Annotated in this window: 13 protein-coding genes; 4 read left to right on the forward strand and 9 right to left on the reverse strand. The window is 70.7% G+C overall.

The annotated features are described in order from the left end of the window. The first annotated feature begins 18 nt into the window (after positions 1–18). Entirely contained in the window at positions 19–912 is an 894-nt protein-coding gene (locus ACFVTX_RS01775; RefSeq protein ID WP_386897515.1) for a hypothetical protein, read from the forward strand. 106 nt (positions 913–1018) lie between these two features. On the opposite strand, the gene ACFVTX_RS01780 is transcribed toward ACFVTX_RS01775, so the two are convergent. Further along, positions 1019–2896 carry a bifunctional metallophosphatase/5'-nucleotidase gene (locus ACFVTX_RS01780; RefSeq protein WP_386897516.1) on the reverse strand — a complete coding sequence of 626 codons (1878 nt, stop codon included), beginning with the start codon at positions 2894–2896 and terminating at the stop codon, positions 1019–1021. 111 nt (positions 2897–3007) lie between these two features. On the opposite strand from ACFVTX_RS01780, the gene ACFVTX_RS01785 reads away from it, so the two are divergent. Further along, entirely contained in the window at positions 3008–3880 is an 873-nt protein-coding gene (locus tag ACFVTX_RS01785) for a S41 family peptidase (RefSeq protein ID WP_386897517.1), read from the forward strand. A 100-nt stretch (positions 3881–3980) separates the two neighbouring features. Here the strand turns inward: ACFVTX_RS01785 and ilvC are convergent, their stop codons facing one another. The 5 genes from ilvC to ACFVTX_RS01810 form a co-directional block, all read right to left on the reverse strand. Continuing rightward, on the reverse strand, positions 3981–5009 hold the full coding sequence (ilvC, locus tag ACFVTX_RS01790) for a ketol-acid reductoisomerase (RefSeq protein ID WP_386897519.1): 1029 nt from the start codon (positions 5007–5009) through the stop codon (positions 3981–3983). Positions 5010–5074: 65 nt separating this feature from the next. Beyond that, entirely contained in the window at positions 5075–5584 is a 510-nt protein-coding gene (ilvN, locus tag ACFVTX_RS01795; protein ID WP_386897521.1) for an acetolactate synthase small subunit, read from the reverse strand. A 2-nt stretch (positions 5585–5586) separates the two neighbouring features. Beyond that, the gene (locus ACFVTX_RS01800) at positions 5587–7389 is read right to left on the reverse strand and encodes an acetolactate synthase large subunit (RefSeq protein ID WP_386897522.1); all 1803 of its coding nucleotides are present in this window, start codon (positions 7387–7389) and stop codon (positions 5587–5589) included. A 42-nt stretch (positions 7390–7431) separates the two neighbouring features. Then, positions 7432–9126: a dihydroxy-acid dehydratase gene (ilvD, locus tag ACFVTX_RS01805; RefSeq protein WP_386897523.1), complete on the reverse strand. Its 1695-nt coding sequence runs from the start codon at positions 9124–9126 to the stop codon at positions 7432–7434. A 9-nt stretch (positions 9127–9135) separates the two neighbouring features. Then, complete coding sequence (locus ACFVTX_RS01810) at positions 9136–11397, reverse strand: bifunctional alpha,alpha-trehalose-phosphate synthase (UDP-forming)/trehalose-phosphatase (protein ID WP_386897524.1); 2262 nt, start codon at positions 11395–11397, stop codon at positions 9136–9138. 74 nt (positions 11398–11471) lie between these two features. Here ACFVTX_RS01810 and ACFVTX_RS01815 point away from each other — a divergent pair, with 74 nt between their 5' ends. Further along, a complete protein-coding gene (locus tag ACFVTX_RS01815; RefSeq protein ID WP_386897526.1) occupies positions 11472–11885 on the forward strand; it encodes a RidA family protein in 414 nt (137 codons plus the stop codon). A 116-nt stretch (positions 11886–12001) separates the two neighbouring features. On the opposite strand, the gene ACFVTX_RS01820 is transcribed toward ACFVTX_RS01815, so the two are convergent. Genes ACFVTX_RS01820 through ACFVTX_RS01830 form a run of 3 tightly spaced genes read right to left on the reverse strand, consistent with a single transcriptional unit; the run spans position 12002 to position 17595 of the window. After that, entirely contained in the window at positions 12002–14074 is a 2073-nt protein-coding gene (locus ACFVTX_RS01820; protein WP_386897527.1) for a YhgE/Pip family protein, read from the reverse strand. Next, the gene (locus ACFVTX_RS01825) at positions 14071–16971 is read right to left on the reverse strand and encodes an MMPL family transporter (protein ID WP_386897529.1); all 2901 of its coding nucleotides are present in this window, start codon (positions 16969–16971) and stop codon (positions 14071–14073) included. The genes ACFVTX_RS01820 and ACFVTX_RS01825 overlap by 4 nt, the downstream gene beginning before the upstream one ends. A gap of 9 nt (positions 16972–16980) precedes the next feature. After that, a complete protein-coding gene (locus ACFVTX_RS01830; protein WP_386897530.1) occupies positions 16981–17595 on the reverse strand; it encodes a TetR/AcrR family transcriptional regulator in 615 nt (204 codons plus the stop codon). A 98-nt stretch (positions 17596–17693) separates the two neighbouring features. On the opposite strand from ACFVTX_RS01830, the gene ACFVTX_RS01835 reads away from it, so the two are divergent. After that, a complete protein-coding gene (locus tag ACFVTX_RS01835) occupies positions 17694–17882 on the forward strand; it encodes a hypothetical protein (RefSeq protein WP_386897531.1) in 189 nt (62 codons plus the stop codon). Positions 17883–17903 lie beyond the last annotated feature (21 nt).

Consider the following 17903-nt stretch of genomic DNA (forward strand, 5'->3'; position numbering starts at 1 on the left):
CAACCAAGAGGGGACAACGTGGCAGAGCAGCGCAAGAAGAAGATCGTCCGGGTCGAGACGCCCGAGGGCGCGACGGGGTCCGCTGCGGCGGGCACCGCGTCGACCGGCACCGCGACCGACGATGCGCCCGCGGCGCCCACGTGGACGGCGACGCCCGAGGCGAAGCAGAAGGCGCTGCGCTTCCGACTCATCGCGGGCGGGCTGTGGCTCCTCGCCATCGCCGGCGAGGCGTTCGCGATCTTCTGGGTGCTGCGGCAGGTGCCCGTGATCATGTGGCTCCTGATCACGCTCATCGTCGTGATCGGCGCCCTCGCGATCGGCGGCTCGCTGCTGTGGAAGCAGGCGAACCGCCTCGACCCCGCCTCGAAGGACGACAAGGTCCGTTTCTTCGTGCAGAACCAGCTGGGTGCGATCATCGCGATCATCGCCTTCCTGCCGCTCATCATCCTCGTGTTCACGAACAAGGACATGAGCGGTGGGCAGAAGGCGCTCGCGGGCATCATCGCGATCGTCATCGGCGGCGCCGCCGTCGCACTCGGGGCGGACTTCAACCCGCCGTCGGTCGAGCAGTACACCGAAGAGTCGAACATCGTCGCGCAGCTGACCGGTGAGGACCTCGTCTACTGGACGAAGTCGGGCAGCGTCTTCCACGTCTGCGCCGAGGTGCCCGACGTAAACAAGGAGTCGAAGGACGGCCAGATCTACGAGGGCACCGTCGCCGAGGCGCACGCCGCCGGCAAGGACCGCCTGGTGAGCTACTGGCAGCGCGAGGCCGTCAAGTACTGCGGCTACTCGCAGGACGAGGTCGATGCGGTCGTCGCCGGCCTCGAGGCCCCCGCAGAAGAGGCGCCGGCCGAGGGCGACGCTCCCGCCGATGAGGATGCCACGGAGGAGACCCCCTCCGCGGAGTAGCCCCCGCGCGCGACCGCACGCACGCAGACGAACGACGGCCCGCCCGGAGCAATCCGGTGCGGGCCGTCGTCGTCCCGTCGGTCGCAGCTGCGTGCCGCGACGCGGCTCAGAACACCGGCACTCCCTCGCGCACGAGCCGCCAGTTCTCGACGTGGAAGCTCGCCGGGTCGATCGTGCCCTGCGCCGAGGCGTAGGCGACGATCGCCTCGCGGATCGCGACCTGCGCGTTGTACACGACCGGCGCGGTCGCGATGTGCGGGAACCCGCCGCCGCCCGACTGCCGGTAGTTGTTGACGGCCACGACGAACTTCTGGTCGTCGGCCACCGGCGACCCGCCGTACGTCAAGGGCGAGATGCGCTGTCCGACGGGCTTCGAGATGTCGATCGTGTACTCGACGCCCGAGAACTGGTCGTAGTTGTAGTCTGGGGTCGACGCGGCCCGCGGCGTCGGGGCGTTCGTCCACGAGGGCGGGTCGACCGGAGCCGCGGGCGAGACCGTCTTGAAGTACTCCGCCGAGAACTCGAGGTACTCCCTGATCTGCTTGCCGGTCAGCACCGACGCCATGAGGGTGTTGTCGTAGATGTAGAGCCCCGCGACATCCTTGATGGTCACTGACCCCGCCGGGAAGCGCGCGGCCCGGTTGAACGGCGCCGCGATCGAGATGATCGGCAGGGACGCCTCGGGGGTGCCCGCCACCGCTGCCGCGACGGTCGCGGTCTGCACCACGTTGACGTAGTCGAGGATCGCGGTGTCCTTCCAGCAGGACTCGGCCGCGAGCATCTCGGCGCTCGAGGTCGCGACGGGCGAGTTCATGTAGGCGACGACCGCGTCGTGCTGCGCACGCACCAGGGCGACGAACTCGGGGTCGTCGACGACGGTGTTCGTGTTGACCGTCATCGCCTTGCTCGTCGCGACCCGCCAGCGGCCTCGCTCGAACTCGAGCCCGAGGTCGAAGACGCTGACCCGCTGCCCCCAGTTCTTCGGTTCGCTCATGATGACCTGCTTGCCGGTCTCGAGGTTCGTGACGAAACGCTCGGGCACCTCGCGGTGGGCGTGACCGAAGAGGATGGCGTCGATGCCGGGCACCTGCTCGGCAATCAGCGCTGCGGCGTTCTCGACGGGGAGATCGCCCGAGTACGAGGAGGTGCCGCTGTCGCCCGAGTGGGCGCTCACGACGACGAGGTCGGCGCCCTCGGAGCGCATGACGGGCACCCAGCGGGCGGCCGCTTCGACGAGCCCCTGCACTTCGACGCGTCCCTCGACGTTGGCCTTGTCCCAGATGACGACGCCGGGGTTGGTGAGCCCGAGCACGCCGACCCTGATCGGCGGGCGGCCCTTCACCTTCAGCGTCGTGATCGTGTACGGCTGGAATCGCGGCACCTTGGTGCCCGCGTGGACCGCGTTCGCCGCGAGCGCGGGGGCGTCGAGCTGCGAAATCCAGTGGTCGAGGAACTCGAGCCCGTAGTTGAACTCGTGATTGCCGAGCGCGACGGCGTCGTAGCCGAGGGCGTTCATCTGCGCCGCCATCGGGTGGGTCGCGCCCGTCTCGGTGACGGGTTCGACGGTGGCGTAGTAGTAGCCGAGCGGAGTGCCCTGGATCGTGTCGCCCGCATCGAACAGCAGGGTGCGGTCGGCGCCGCGGTCGGCGCGGATCTGCTTCACGACGCTCGCGACCCGGGCGAGCCCGACGACGTTGCCGGCGCTGTCGCTGTACGCGGCGTCCTTGTAGTAGTCCCAGTTGACGACGTTCGTGTGCAGGTCGGATGTGCCCATGATCGTGACGGTGACCGACTTGTCGCTGCGGCCGCCGGGCGCGGCCATCGCCGGGCCCGACCAGCCGGCCGCGGCGAGGGCGGTCGCCGCGGTTGCGCCGATCAGCACGTTTCGTCGGGTGAATCCGGATGCCGCGGGGCCGACTTCGTCGTCGGGCACCGCGCACGAGCACCAGCGGGGAACGGGTTCGTGGTTCGAGTGTTCGCTCATGGAACCTCATGCGACCACTCGGACCGACCTCGGCACAAGGGGTTGGAGGTGAATTCGCCGTGCTCATTCGCGCACGCCGCTCCCCCGCACCCTTCCGCCATGATGAGAGCCATGACGGACCTCATCGAGAACGTGCTCGACGCCCTCACCGCGCAGTACGTGCTCCCCGAGGTCGCGACGCGCGCCGCCGCCTCGATCCGTTCGCACCTGGAGGCCGGGCGGTACGACGGTCTCGACGAGGAGACGCTCTGCGCGCGCCTCACCGAGGATCTCCAGGCCGAGACCGGCGACCGCCACCTGCGGGTGCGGCCGCGTGCGACGGAGACGCTCGACGCCCGCACGTCCGAGGAGGTGATGGCGGCGATGATCGCCGGCTTCCGGCGCGAGAACTTCGGCATCGCGCGTGCGGAGGTGCTCGACGGCAACATCGGCTGCATCGAGCTGCGGCTCGTGCTCGACGTCTCGCTCGCGGGCCGCACCGCGTCGGCCGCGATGGAGTTCGTGTCGCGAACCGACGCGTTGATCCTCGACCTGCGGCGCCGCCGCGGCGGGTCGCCGAACGGCGTGCAGTTCTGGGCGAGTCACCTCTTCGCCGACGACTCGGTGCACCTCGAGGACGTCGTCGGCCCCGACGGCGTCCGCCAGTACTGGACCCTTGCGCATCTCGACGGCGAGCGGTACCTCGACCGGCCCGTGTTCGTGCTCACGAGCGGTGAGACCTTCTCGGGCGGCGAGCAGCTCGCGTACGACCTGCAGGCGCTCGGCCGCGCGACGATCATGGGCGAGACCACCCGCGGCGGGGCGCATCCGACCCGATTCGTGCCGATCTCGCCGAGCGTCGAGGTCACGATCCCGTGGGCGCGGCCGGTCAACCCGGTGACCGGTGCGAACTGGGAGGGCACCGGAGTCGTCCCCGACGTCGCCGTGCCCGCTGCCGAGGCCCTGGACGCCGCCCTTCGACGCGCGCTCGACGCCGTCGAGTGACGGCACGCGAAACGGCCCGCCCCCGAGGATCGGGTGCGGGCCGTTCGAGGTTTCGAGACGCGTCGGGCTTCGCCCGGCGCTCCTCAACCAGCGGGGCGCGTCAGCGGGCGACCTCGCCGTCGACGTAGTCGTCGTCGTCCGAGGAGTTCCACGCGAAGAGCTTGCGGAGGTCGCGACCGGTGGTCTCGATGGGGTGCTGCTCGCCCTTGGCGCGCAGCTCGAGGAACTCCTGCTGCCCGTTGTCCTGGTCGGCGATGAAGCGCTTCGCGAAGGTGCCGTCCTGGATGTCGGAGAGCACCGCCTTCATGTTCTCCTTGACCGACGGGTCGATGACGCGCGGGCCCGAGACGTAGTCGCCGTACTCGGCCGTGTCGGAGACCGACCAGCGCTGCTTGGCGATGCCGCCCTCCCACATGAGGTCGACGATGAGCTTCAGCTCGTGGAGCACCTCGAAGTAGGCGATCTCGGGCTGGTAGCCCGCCTCGACGAGGGTCTCGAAGCCGTACTGCACGAGCTGCGAGGTGCCGCCGCAGAGCACGGCCTGCTCGCCGAACAGGTCGGTCTCGGTCTCTTCGGTGAAGGTCGTCTTGATGACGCCGGCGCGGGTGCCGCCGATGCCCTTGGCGTACGACTTCGCGATGTCCCAGGCGGTGCCCGAGGCGTCCTGCTCGACGGCGATGATGTCGGGGATGCCGCGACCGGCGACGAACTCGCGACGCACCGTGTGGCCGGGCGCCTTCGGCGCGACGAGGATCACGTCGACGCCCGCGGGCGCCTCGATGTAGCCGAAGCGGATGTTGAAGCCGTGGCCGAAGACGAGCACGTCGCCCTCGTTGAGGTTGTCCTTCACCGACTCGGCGAAGATGTGGCGCTGGTACTGGTCGGGCGCGAGGATCACGACGACATCGGCCCAGGCGGCCGCGTCGGCGACGTTCTTGACCTCGAAGCCGGCCTCTTCGGCCTTCTGGATCGACTTGGAGCCGTCCTTGAGTCCGATGACGACCTCGACGCCCGAGTCGCGCAGGTTCTGCGCGTGGGCGTGGCCCTGCGAGCCGTACCCGATGACGGCGACCTTGCGGCCCTGGATGATCGAGAGGTCGGCGTCCTGGTCGTAGTACATCTCAGCCATTGCTGTTTCTCCTTGGTGTGGGTTTCATGCAGGGATGTCACGGCGCTGGCGCCGTGGCATCCGTTTCAGTTCTTGAAGACGCGCTCGGTGATCGACTTGCCGCCGCGACCGATCGCGAGGAGGCCCGACTGGGCGATCTCCTTGATGCCGTAGGGCTCGAGCACCTTGAGCAGCGCCTGGGTCTTGCCCGAGTCGCCGGTGACCTCGATCACGAGCGCGTCGGTCGACACGTCGACGACGCGGGCGCGGAAGAGGTTGACGGCCTCGAGAACCTGCGAACGGGTCGTGTTGTCGACGCGCACCTTGATGAGCAGGTGTTCGCGCTGCACCGACTGCGCCGGGTCGAGCTCGACGATCTTGATGACGTTGATGAGCTTGTTCAGCTGCTTCGTCACCTGCTCGAGCGGGAGCTCGTCGACGTCGACGACGACCGTGATGCGGCTGAGCCCGTCGATCTCGGAGTGGCCCACCGCGAGCGACTCGATGTTGAAGCCGCGCCGGGCGAACAGCCCCGCGACACGGGTGAGCAGACCGGGCTTGTCCTCGACGAGGAGTGAGAGCACGTGGGTCGACATGGTCAGTCCTCCTCGCTGAACGCCGGCGCGTGGTCGCGCGCGTACTGGATGTAGCTGTTCGACACGCCCTGCGGCACCATCGGCCACACCATCGCGTCGGCCGAGACGACGAAGTCGATGACGACCGGGCGGTCGTTCGTCTCGAGGGCGAGCTTGATCGCCGCGTCCACCTCCTCGGGCTTCGTGACGCGGATGCCGAGGGCGCCGTACGCCTCGGCGAGCTTCACGAAGTCGGGCACGCGCACCGTGTCGTGGCCCGTGTTCAGGTCGGTGTTCGAGTACCGGCCGTCGTAGAACAGGGTCTGCCACTGGCGCACCATGCCGAGGGACGAGTTGTTGATGACCGCGACCTTGATCGGGATGTCGTTGAGCGTGCACGTCGCGAGCTCTTGGTTCGTCATCTGGAAGCAGCCGTCGCCGTCGATCGCCCAGACCACGCGGTCGGGCTGGGCGACCTTGGCGCCCATGGCCGCGGGGACCGCGTAGCCCATGGTGCCCGCACCGCCCGAGTTCAGCCACGCGTTGGGGCGCTCGTACTTGATGAACTGCGCCGCCCACATCTGGTGCTGGCCGACGCCCGCGGCGTACACGCCCTCGGGGCCGGTGAGCTCGCCGATGCGCTCGATGACGTACTGCGGGGCGAGCAGCCCGTCGCGCGGCTCGGTGTAGCCGAGCGGGAACTCGCTGCGGAGACCGTCGAGCGTCGCCCACCACTCGTCGAGCTCAGGGGCCTCGCCGCCGGTCGCCTCGCGGTACGCCGCGGTCAGGTCGACCAGGACGTCTTTCAGGTCGCCCACGATCGGCACGTCGGCCGTGCGGATCTTCGAGATCTCGGCGGGGTCGATGTCGACGTGCACGACCTTCGCGTTCGGCGCGAAGAGCGCCGCCTTGCCGGTCACGCGGTCGTCGAAGCGGGCGCCGAGGGCGACGATGAGGTCGGACTCCTGGAGGGCGAGGACCGCAGGCACCGTGCCGTGCATGCCGGGCATGCCGAGGTGCTGCTGGTGCGAGTCGGGGAACGCGCCGCGCGCCATGAGCGTCGTCACGACGGGGGCCTTCGTCGTCTCGGCGAGCGTCAGCAGCTCCTCGGACGCGCGTCCGCGGACGACGCCGCCGCCCACGTACAGCACGGGACGCTTCGCCTCGGCGATGAGCTGGGCCGCCGCGGCGACCTGCTTGCCGTGCGCCTTCGTGATCGGCCGGTACCCCGGCAGTTCGACCTTCGGCGGCCAGCGGAACGAGAACTTCGCCTGCTGCGCGTCCTTCGTGATGTCGACGAGCACGGGGCCGGGGCGACCGGTCGTCGCGATGTGCACCGCGGCGGCGATCGTCGCCGGGATCTCGTCAGCGGACTTCACGAGGAAGGAGTGCTTCGTGATCGGCATCGTGATGCCGACGATGTCGGCCTCCTGGAACGCGTCGGTGCCCATGAGCGTCGAGAACACCTGGCCGGTGATCGCGAGCAGCGGCACCGAGTCCATGTGGGCGTCGGCGATGGCGGTGACGAGGTTCGTCGCGCCGGGGCCCGACGTCGCGATGGTCACGCCGAGCTTGCCGCTCGAGGACGCGTAACCCTGGGCGGCGTGACCGCCGCCCTGCTCGTGACGCACGAGGATGTGCCGGAGCTTCTTGCTCTCGAAGAGCGGGTCGTAGACGGGGAGGATGGCGCCGCCCGGGAGTCCGAACACGTCGGTGATGCCGAGCATCTCGAGCGAACGGACGACCGCCTCGGCGCCCGTGATCTCCACGGGTGCGCCGGGCGGCACTGCAGCGGGCGATGGCACGGGGGTCGATTCCGTGGTCATTCGATTCCTGTTCTGGTGCGATGGATGCGGGAAGCGCAGCGCTCAGCCCGTCGTGGCGCCTTCGGCGGCGGAACGCACGAGCTTGGAGTACTTCGCGAGAACGCCTCGGGTGTAGCGCGGGGGAAGCGGAGCCCAGCCTTCACGGCGGGCAGCCAGCTCGGCCTCGTCGACAAGTAGGTCGATGGACCGGGCTGCGATATCGACCCGAATCAGATCACCATCGCGCACGAGAGCAATCGGACCTGCGTCGACTGCTTCGGGTGCCAGATGGCCGATGCACAGGCCGGTTGTGCCGCCTGAGAATCGACCGTCCGTCAAGAGTAGTACATCTTTTCCGAGGCCGGCGCCCTTGATGGCCGCCGTGATGGCGAGCATCTCGCGCATGCCGGGGCCGCCCTTGGGCCCCTCGTAGCGGATCACGACGACATCGCCGTGCTTGATCTCGCCCGCGGTCAGGGCGTCCATGGCGCCGCGCTCGCGTTCGAACACCCGTGCGGGGCCCTCGAACACGGCCGCGTCGAAGCCGGCCGTCTTCACGACGGCGCCCTCGGGAGCGAGCGTGCCGTGGAGGATCGTCAGGCCGCCCGTCTCGTGGATCGGGTCGTCGAGGGTGTGCAGCACCTCGCCGTCGAGCGGCGGGAGGTTCATCTCCTCCAGGTTCTCGGCCATCGTCTTGCCCGTGACGGTGAGGACGTCGCCGTGCAGCAGGCCCGCGTCGAGGAGCGCCTTCATGAGCACCGGCACGCCGCCGCGGCGGTCGACGTCGTTCATGACGTACTTGCCGAAGGGCTTGAGGTCGCCGATGTGCGGAACCTTCGAACCGATGCGGTTGAAGTCGTCGAGGGTCAGCTCGACCTCGGCCTCGCGGGCGATGGCGAGCAGGTGCAGCACGATGTTCGTCGAGCCGCCGAGCGCCATGCCGACGGCGATCGCGTTCTCGAAGGCCTTCTTGGTGAGGATCTGGCGGGCCGTGATGCCCTTGTTGAGGAGGTTCACGACGGCCTCGCCCGAGCGGTGCGCGTAGTAGTCGCGTCGGCGGTCGGCCGACGCGGGCGACGCCGAACCCGGCAGCGAGAGGCCGAGCGCCTCGGCGACGGAGGCCATCGTGTTCGCGGTGTACATGCCGCCGCAGGCGCCCTCGCCCGGGGCGAAGGCGCACTCGATGCGCTTCGCGTCCTCCGCGGACATGGTGCCGGCCTTCACTGCGCCGACCGCCTCGAAGGAGTCGATGATCGTGATGTCCTTCTCGGTGCCGTCGGAGAGACGGACCCAGCCGGGCGCGATCGAGCCGGCGTAGAGGAAGACGCTCGCGAGGTCGAGGCGGGCCGCCGCCATGAGCATGCCCGGGATCGACTTGTCGCAACCGGCGAGCAGTACCGAGCCGTCGAGGCGCTCGGCCTGCATGACGACCTCGACCGAGTCGGCGATGACCTCGCGCGACACGAGCGAGAAGTGCATGCCCTCGTGGCCCATCGAGATGCCGTCGGAGACGGAGACGGTGCCGAACTGCAGCGGGTACCCGCCGCCGCCGTGCACGCCCTCCTTCGCGGCCTGCGCGAGGCGGCCGAGCGAGAGGTTGCAGGGGGTGATCTCGTTCCACGAGCTCGCGATGCCGATCTGGGGCTTGTCCCAGTCGGCATCGCCCATGCCGACGGCGCGGAGCATGCCCCGGCTCGTCATGGCCTCGATGCCATCGGTGACAGTACGACTACGCGGTTTGGGATCGAACTCCGACATGGGACGAGTCTATGGCCAGCGCGAAGGCCCCCCGCGCTGTGTGTCACGTTCGTCGGCGAGGCGCTCGAGCAGCAGTGCGACGTCCTCGGGGCTCCGCACCCGGAACGCGGCGAGCGACTTGCCCTGCCCGACCTTCACGCCGAGGTCATCGCCCTCGAGGGCGGCGAACGCGTCTTCGTCGGTCACGTCGTCGCCGACGTACACGACGGCGCTCGCGCCCGCGTGCTGACGCAGTCGGGTGAGCGCCTCCCCCTTGTCGCTCGGGCGCACCGAGAACTCGACGACGCCCTTGCCGCCGCGCACGGTCAACTCGGGAAGATCGGCGCCCACGCGATCACGCGCGGTCATCTGCAGTTCGCTCGCGCGGGCGGCCTGCGCGACCTTGCGGGTGTGCAGGGCGAACCCTGCGGGCTTCCGCTCGACCCACGCGCCGTCCTCGCTCGCGGCGATCTCGTCGAGGACGACCTCGAGCCGGCGGAGTTCACCGAGTTCGCTGTCGCGCAGCTCGATCATGACGTCGCCGCCGTCGAGCTGCAGCTCGACGCCGTGCGAACCGCTGAGCAACGCCCCGTGGGGCGCCTGGGCGACCTCCCTGAGGCTCCCGAGCGCCCGCCCCGACACGATCGCCACCCGCGTGTCGTCGGTGGCGGCGAGCCGCTCGACGGCGGCGAGCGCGCGCTGCGTGCCGCGCGCATCCTCAGGGCGGTCGACGAGCGGAGCGAGCGTGCCGTCGAAGTCGAGCGCGACGAGCAGCCGCTCGGTGCCGGCGATGCGTCGCACCGCGGAGTCGAGCTGCTCGGGGATGCCCGGGGCGATGATCCCGGCGCCGGTGAGGGTCTTCAGGAACGTCGCCGACCAGTTCGCCACGTCGTTCTCGCGCACGCGCTTGCGGAGCGCCCGCATGCGCCGGGTGCGTTCGCGCTTCGGCATCGACGCGGCCTCGACCATCGCGTCCTTCAGGCCCTCGATGTCATGCGGATTGACGAGCACCGCCTGGCGCAGTTCGTCGGAGGCCCCGGTGAACTCGCTGAGCAGCAGCACGCCGTCTTCATCGAAGCGGCAGGCCGCGTACTCCTTCGCGACGAGGTTCATGCCGTCGCGGAGGGCGGTGACGAGCATCACGTCGGCGGCGAGGTAGAGCGCCACCATCTCCTCGCGAGGGTAGCCGTGGTGGAGGTACGCGATGGCCTGGTGCCCGAGCGTGGAGTGGTCGCCGTTCAGGCGGCCCACCATGAGCTCGATCTCGTCGCGCAGCTGCCGGTACGTCTCCACGCGCTCGCGCGACGGGCTCGCGACCTGCACGAGCGTCGCCTGCTCGACCGAGAGACGCCCGTCGCGCAGGAGCTCGCCGAACGCCTTCAGGCGGTGGCGGATCCCCTTCGTGTAGTCGAGCCGGTCGACGCCGAGCATGACCGTCTCGGGGTTGCCGAGACTCTCGCGGATCTCGCGCGCCCGTGCCTGCACCTCGGGCCGGCGGGCGATCTCCTCGAACCCGGCCGCATCGATCGAGATCGGGAAGTGCCTCGCGACGACGTGCCGCACCTCCCCCGTGGCATCCGGCACGTCCATGACGCTGCCCCGCGTCGCATACCCGAAGAGGCGGCGCACGGCACGCGTGAAGTTGCCGGCGTCGGCGGCGCGCTGGAACCCGATGACGTCGGCGCCGAGCAGGCCGTCGATGACCTGGCGTCGCCACGGCAGCTGCGAGTAGATGCCGTAGGCGGGGAAGGGGATGTGGTTGAAGAAGCCGATCACCAGGTCGGGGCGACGCTCTCGGAGCATCCGCGGCACGAGCTGCAGCTGGTAGTCCTGCACCCAGACGACGGCGCCGGGCGAGGCGGCGCGCGCCGCCGCCTCGGCGAAGCGGCGGTTGACGCGCACGTACGCGTCCCACCACTCGCGGTGGAAGGTCGGCGGCGCGATCACGTCGTGGTACAGCGGCCAGAGGGTGTCGTTCGAGAAGCCCTCGTAGTACTCCTCGAGCTCGCTCTCGCTGAGCGGCACGGGGATGATCGAGATGCCGTCGTGCTCGAAGGGGTCGAACTCGCGGTCGGCGACGCCGGCCCAGCCGATCCAGGCGCCGTCGGCGGCGCGCATGACGGGTTCGAGGGCGGTGACGAGGCCGCCGGGCGAGCTCCGCCACTGCGTCTCGCCGTCGGGCCCGGCCTGGTAGTCGACGGGCAGTCGGTTCGAGACGACGATCATGTCGTAGGCGGCGTCGACGTAGAGTTCGTCGGTCGGTTCGGGGCGTGCTGGTTCGGGGGCGTTCATATGAGCGGATGTCCCTCCTCGCGCTGCCCTCAGGCTAACAGTGCCGTGTCGGCGGTCGGTGGGATGGTCGAGGCATGGAGATCACACGCTTGCAACCCGCGGGGCTCGTCGTGAGTCCCGCATTCAGCCATGTCGCCGTCGTGCCGCCCGGCGCGACGACCGTCTACCTCGGCGGCCAGAACGGCGTCGACGAGACGGGCGCCGTCGTGTCCGACGACGTCGCCGCGCAGTCGGTCCGCGCGATCGACAACGCGAGCATCGCCCTCGAGGCGGCGGGCGCGAGTCTCGCCGACGTCGTGCAGTGGACGGTGCTCATCGCCGAGGGCGCCGACCTCGGGGCGGCCTACGGCGCGATCGCGCCGCGCCTCGCCGGCAGGGGTGCGCCGCCGCTCGTGACGGCCGCGGTGGTGCGCGCGCTCGGGGTGCCGGGCGCGCTCATCGAGGTGAGCGCGATCGCGGCGCTGCCGCCGGCCCCGTCGGTCGAGTAGCGGAGCGGACCCCGTCCGTCGGTCGGTCGGTCGAGTAGCGAAGCGTATCGAGACCACGAACCCCGTTCGCGCGGTGTTCAGACGCGCGAACGGGGTTCTGTCGGTGATGCGCGGCCTCAGCCGAGCGCGGTCGCCGCGAATCCGATCGAGCGGATGCCACGGCGCCGACCCACCACGAACGCGGTGCCCACGACGCCGAGCACCCCGAAGAGGGCCAGCACGCCGGCGGCCGCGGCGACGCTCGCGCCGCCCGCACCCGAGATGATCGTCTGCATGCCCTGCACCGCCCAGGTGAGCGGCAGGAACGGGCTGATCGCCTGGTAGGGACCTGCGAGCACCTCGATCGGCACGAGTCCGCCTGCTGCGGTGAGCTGCAGGGCGACGAGCACGAGCGAGACGAGCAGGCCCGCGCGGCCGAGCCACACCGTCAGGAAGGCGTGCAGCGCGGTGAACACGAGCGCGAGCAGCGCGGCGAATGCGAGGGTCTGCGGCAGCAGGCTCCACGCGACACCCATGGAACCGTGCAGGAGCAGCACGACCGCGACGGCCTGCGCGAGGGCGAGGAGGCCCGCGCGGGCGAGCGCCCGCCACACGAGTCCGCCGGTCGAGGCGGTGCTGCGCAGCGCTTCGCGCCCGAACGGGCGGAACACGAGGAACATCGCCATCGCGCCGAGCCAGAGGCCGATCGGCACGAAGAGCATGCCGATCACTCCCCCGGTCGAGGCGATCTCGTTGTCGCGGGTCGCGTCGACGGTCACCGGTTCGGCGACGACGTCGGCGGTCTGCTCGGCGTCGATGTCGCCGAGCTGCTTCGCCGCGTCGGCGCCCTCGGTGAGGCCGGTGGCGAGCTCGCCGGCGCCGCTCGCGAGCTGCGAGGCGCCCGACGCGGCACCCGAGGCGCCCGACTGCAGTTCGCCGAGGCCCCCGGCGAGCGCGCCGACCCCCGAGGCGAGGCCGTCGGCGCCGTTGGCGAGGCTCGACGAGCCGGCCGAGAGCTGCGCGGCGCCCGAGGCGAGCCCCGCCGCCCCGTCGCGGAGGCCGGCCGAACCGGCCGAGAGCTGCGCCGCGCCGGCCGCCGACTGCCCGAGCCCGCCGAGCACGCCGTTCACGGCCGCGCGGTTGCCCTGCTCGAGGCGAGTGCCATCCGCCTGGAACTCGCCGAGCGGGGCCTTCGCCGCTTCGAGGTCGGCGATGATCTCATCGATCTGGGGCTTGAACTGGGGGTTCGCCTCGGCGAACTTCGTGAGCTCGTCGATGATCGGGTCGATGCCCAAGTCGACCATGCCGACGAAGCCGTTCACCCCGTTGACGTAGTCGGTGACCCCGGTCGCGAGGCGGTCGAGGGGCTGCGCGCCCGCGTTGAGGGCGGCGAGGCCGCCGGCCATGCCGTCGACGCCCTGCGTGTACTGGTTCACGCCGGTCGAGTAGGCGCCGAGCCCGCTCGCGATGCCGTCGACGCCGTCGGTGTACTGCGACACGCCGTCGGCGTACGCCGAGGCGCCGGTCGCGGCATCCGATGCGCCGGAGGCCGCCTGCGCGACCCCGTCGGAGAGCTGGCCGAGCCCGCCCGAGAGCGTGCCGATGCCGCTCGAGAGCTGCGTCGCACCGTCGGCGGCGTCGCCGAGCGACGACCCCATCTCGGCGAGGTTCGTGTAGAAGCCCTCGAGGTACTGGGCCGTGAGCTCACGGCCGAACGCGGTCGACATCGCGTCGCCGACCGACTGCGCGACCGAGCCGGCGAGGTAGCCGTGCGCGTCGTCGGTGCGGATGTCGAGGTTCGCCTGCGTCGGCGACTGGCCCGAGATCGACGTGACCGACTCGGAGAAGTCGGACGGGATCGTGAGCACGGCGTACGCGTCGCCCGAGGCGAGGAGCTCGTCGGCCTCCTCGTCGTTCGAGATCGTCCAGGCGAAGCCGGCGGTGTCGGCGCCCGTGAGTTCGGTGACGAGCTGGCGGCCCGCGAGCACGGGCTGCTCGGTGCCGTCGGGCAGCGTCATCGTGACCATCTCGTCGTTGTTCACGACGACCGCCGGGATCTCGGCGAGGTTGTCGGTCGCGCCGCCGAGGGCGCCGGACACGAGGCCCGCGACGGCGAGCGGCACCGCGATCACTGCGGCGATGAGCACGCCGAAGCGGGTGCGGCGCTGCGCCGGCGTCGAACCGAACAGGCGTGAGAGTCGAGTGCTCATCGGCGGGCCTCCAGGCTGCGAGAGACGGGTTCGAGGGTGCGGATGCCACGGGCGGCGAGCGCGGGCGAGGCGTCGGGGGTCGACGAGGCGATGCCGAGACCGACGATCAGGGTGACCGTTGCGGGCACGAGGGCGGCGAGCGCCGCCCAGAGCGCGGGGCTCGCGCCGCTCGGTTCGTCGTCGAGGTCGAGCACGACGAGCTTCGGGCGTTCGGCGAGCGCGGCGGCGACGGCGACGACGGTGCGTGCCTCGGCGCCGAGGGCGGCGAGCGGGGTGTCCACGTCGAAGCGGGCGACGGGCTCGGCCCCGGCGGGGGCGCCGGCCGCGAGTGCGCGGGCGGCGCCCTCCGTCCAGTCGCGCACCTGCCCGCCCGAGACGCCGAGCCGGTACCAGGGGCGCGTCGCATCGAGGCGTGCGGCGATGAGCTCTCCGACGGTGGTTCCCGTCGGGGCATCCGAGGCGACCTCGGCCATCGCGACCTGACGCATCACGCGACCCTGCCCCGAGGGCAGCGGGGTGCCCTGCACAGCGACGCGGCCAGAGACGGGCGCGAGGCGCCCGGCGAGGGTCGCGGCGACGACGCGCCGGTCGACGGGTTCGCCGCGCACGGCGAGCACGCCGCCCGCGGGCACCTCGACCTCGAGGGGGCCGATGGGGCGCTCGGCGAGCCCGAACACGGCCTCGTCGACGTTGATCGCGGCGGGACGGGCGGCCGCCCACTCCTCCTGCTCGAGGTGGGCGCGGAGGCCCTCGCCCTCGATGTCGACGTCGGGGAGGCGCTTCGCGAGCCAGGCGGGCAGCCACCAGGCGGCCTTGCCCGCGAGTGCCATCGCGGCGGGCACGAGCGTCATGCGCACGAGGAACGCGTCGAACACGACGCCCACGGCGAGCGCGAAGGCGATGCCCTTGATCACTCCCGACCCTTCGGGCACGAAGGCGAAGAAGACGAAGAACATGATGAGGGCCGCGGCGGTGACGACGCGGGCCGCGTGCTGGAACCCGTGCACGATCGAGGAGCGCGGCTCCTTCGTCTTCACGAACTCCTCGCGCATGCCCGAGACGAGGAACACCTCGTAGTCCATGGCGAGGCCGAAGAGCACCGCCATGAGCAGGATCGGCAGGAAGCTCAGGATCGGCCCGGGCTCGATGTGGAGGAGGTCGGCGAACCAGCCCCACTGGAAGATCGCGACGGTCACGCCGATGGCGCCGAACGCCGAGAGCAGGAACCCGAGGGCCGCCTTGATCGGCACGAACACCGAGCGGAACACCATCAGCAGCAGCACGATCGAGAGCCCGACGACGATGAGCGCGAACGGGATGAGGGCATCGGCGAGCCGGTTCGAGATGTCGATCGCGACGGCCGTGTAGCCGGTGACGGCAATCGGCGTGCCGAACTCCTCCTCGATGGAGGGGGCGAGTTCGCGGATCTCCTCGACGAGCGCCTTCGTCTCGGGGGTGTCGGGGGCGCTCTCTGGCACCACCTGGATGATCGCGGTGTCGACGGTCTCATTCGGCAGGCCATCGCCGACGTAGGCGACGTCGTCGAGTTCGGCGAGCTGCGCGCCGATCGCGTCGAGGTCGTCGAAGATGTCGGTCGTCTGCGTGATGTCGACGGTGATGATGAGCGGGCCGTTGTAGCCCGGGCCGAAGCCGTTCTCGATCATCTCGTACGCCTCGCGCTGGGTGGAGCCGGGCTCCCCCGCGTTGTTCGGCAGGTTCAGGTCGAGGCTCGCGGCCGGGATCGCGGCGGCGCCGAGGAGCCCGACGACGAGCACCACGAAGACGACGGGCGCCTTCAGCACGAGGTCGACCCAGCGACGGCCCATGGTGGGCTTGCCGCCGTCGTCGGCGGCGTTGGCCCGACGGTGCGCCCGGCTGCCCGGCTTGGGCGCGAGCTTGCGGCCGAACACGCCGAGGAGGGCCGGCAGCAGCGTGACGGCGCCGATCACGGCGATGAGCACGGCGAACGCGGCGGCGACGCCCATGACGCTGAGGAAGGGGATGCCGACGACGAGGAGGCCGAGGAGCGCGATGATCACGGTGAGGCCCGCGAACACGACCGCCCCGCCCGCGGTCGCGACGGCCTCTGCGGCGCTGTCTTCGGGGTCGGCACCGCGGGCCAGCTGGTTTCGGTGCCGCGACAGGATGAACAGGGCGTAGTCGATGCCGACGGCGAGGCCGATCATGACGGCGAGCATCGGCGCGGTCGAGGAGACCGTCGCGAACGCCGCGACCATCAGGATGCCGCCCGAGGCGGCGCCGACCCCGACGAGCGCGGTGAGCAGCGGCATCCCGGCCGAGAGCAGCGAGCCGAAGGTGATGATGAGCACGACGGCGGCGAACAACACGCCGAAGATCTCGGTGACCGTGAGGCCGAAGCTCGTCTCCTGGAAGACGTCGCCGCCGAACGCGACGTCGAGCCCCGCCTCCTCGCCGATCTCGCCCGTCGCGGTGACGGCGTCGAGCATCTCGGGCGTCACGTCGGTGACCTGCCCGTCGAACTGGATCTGGATGTACGCGGTGCGCTCGTCGCCCGAGATCTGGTCGCCGGCGTACTCGTCGAACGGGCCGAGCACGCTCGCGACGCCGTCGAGGTCTTCGAGCTCGGCCTCCATCTCCTCGATGGCGGCGCGGGCGTCGGGCGAGTCGACGGTCTCGCCGTCGGGGGCTTCGACGACGGCCTTCGCCGAGGCGCCCGCCGTCTGCGGGAACACGGCGGCGAGCTGGTCGATCGCGGTCTGCGACTCGGTGCCGGGGATGGCGAAGGAGTCTTGCAGCTGGCCGCCGAGGCCGAGGCCGGCGCCGAGGAGGGCGCCGAGCGCGAGCACCCAGGTGACGATGACGAGCCAGGCGCGGCGGTACGCGAACCGGCCGATGCGGTGCAGGAGGAGAGCCATGGGCGGGGCCTATCGGGTCTGGCGGCCGTCGGCCGGGAGCAGCAGTTCTGAGACGACCTCGACGAGCGCTTCGCGCATCTCGTCATCGGAGTGGGTGTTCGTGAGCTCGGCCATCGTCTCTTCGTCGAAGAAGGTGGCGCCGGCGACGAGCACGTAGGTGGCGCCGGCGAGGGCGACGCCGAAGCGCATCTGCTCGACGAGGCTCGCGTCGGCGCAGATCGCATCGGCGAGCACGCGGATGGCGGCGTTGCCGCGTTCGACGATCGGGATGCCGCCGAGCGAATGCCCCTGGCTCACGAAGAGGTGCACCGCGAGGCGCTCGCCGAGCAGCAGGTCGACGAATCGCTCGATGAACGCCCCCCGCGCCGCCTCGGAGCGGCGGCTCTCGGCGAACTCGCCGACGAGCACCTCGAGGCGCTCGATCGTCGGCGTGATCGCCGCCTCGAGCAGCGCCTCCTTCGAGGCGTAGTGGTAGAGCACGCTCGACTTCGAGTACCCGGCCGCGTCGGCGATCTGCTGCAACGAGGTCGCGGTGAACCCGGCGGTCGCGAACTGGGTCAGGGCGACCTGCAGCAGTTCGTCGCTCGCTCGGGCACGCGAATGGACGGTCGAGTCGGTGGGCATGGAATCACGCTAATTGACCGATCGGTCAGATCCTGCACGATCGGTCAGATTCACGGATGACTCCCAGCCCGCGTTCACCGCACGGTAGCGTGGCCGACATGCGCAAGTACCTCTTCAGCGGTGCCGTCCTCGGCGCGATCATCAGCGGCTTCGGCGTCGTCAAGGCCACGGCCGACGGCCCGCGCGACTGGCGCCTGCTGCTGATGTGGGTGTCGTGGGCGGCGAGCCTCGCGATCGCGATCGGCACCGTCGCAGAAGAGACGAAGCGCCCCGAACTCGGCGAATAGCGCCCCTGGCTCCGCGAATCG

It is taken from the genome of Agromyces sp. NPDC058136, from assembly GCF_042884375.1.
GTDB lineage: Bacteria > Actinomycetota > Actinomycetes > Actinomycetales > Microbacteriaceae > Agromyces.

What these genes read in the sequence shown, in the direction of transcription:
- ACFVTX_RS01835 (WP_386897531.1), top strand. Translation starts at nt 17,694, where the DNA reads ATGCGCAAGTACCTCTTCAGCGGTGCCGTCCTCGGCGCGATCATCAGC.
- ACFVTX_RS01800 (WP_386897522.1), bottom strand. Translation starts at nt 7,389, where the DNA reads ATGACCACGGAATCGACCCCCGTGCCATCGCCCGCTGCAGTGCCGCCC.
- ACFVTX_RS01780 (WP_386897516.1), bottom strand. Translation starts at nt 2,896, where the DNA reads ATGAGCGAACACTCGAACCACGAACCCGTTCCCCGCTGGTGCTCGTGC.
- ACFVTX_RS01810 (WP_386897524.1), bottom strand. Translation starts at nt 11,397, where the DNA reads ATGAACGCCCCCGAACCAGCACGCCCCGAACCGACCGACGAACTCTAC.
- ilvN (WP_386897521.1), bottom strand. Translation starts at nt 5,584, where the DNA reads ATGTCGACCCACGTGCTCTCACTCCTCGTCGAGGACAAGCCCGGTCTG.
- ilvD (WP_386897523.1), bottom strand. Translation starts at nt 9,126, where the DNA reads ATGTCGGAGTTCGATCCCAAACCGCGTAGTCGTACTGTCACCGATGGC.
- ACFVTX_RS01825 (WP_386897529.1), bottom strand. Translation starts at nt 16,971, where the DNA reads ATGGCTCTCCTCCTGCACCGCATCGGCCGGTTCGCGTACCGCCGCGCC.
- ACFVTX_RS01820 (WP_386897527.1), bottom strand. Translation starts at nt 14,074, where the DNA reads ATGAGCACTCGACTCTCACGCCTGTTCGGTTCGACGCCGGCGCAGCGC.
- ilvC (WP_386897519.1), bottom strand. Translation starts at nt 5,009, where the DNA reads ATGGCTGAGATGTACTACGACCAGGACGCCGACCTCTCGATCATCCAG.
- ACFVTX_RS01830 (WP_386897530.1), bottom strand. Translation starts at nt 17,595, where the DNA reads ATGCCCACCGACTCGACCGTCCATTCGCGTGCCCGAGCGAGCGACGAA.
- ACFVTX_RS01815 (WP_386897526.1), top strand. Translation starts at nt 11,472, where the DNA reads ATGGAGATCACACGCTTGCAACCCGCGGGGCTCGTCGTGAGTCCCGCA.
- ACFVTX_RS01785 (WP_386897517.1), top strand. Translation starts at nt 3,008, where the DNA reads ATGACGGACCTCATCGAGAACGTGCTCGACGCCCTCACCGCGCAGTAC.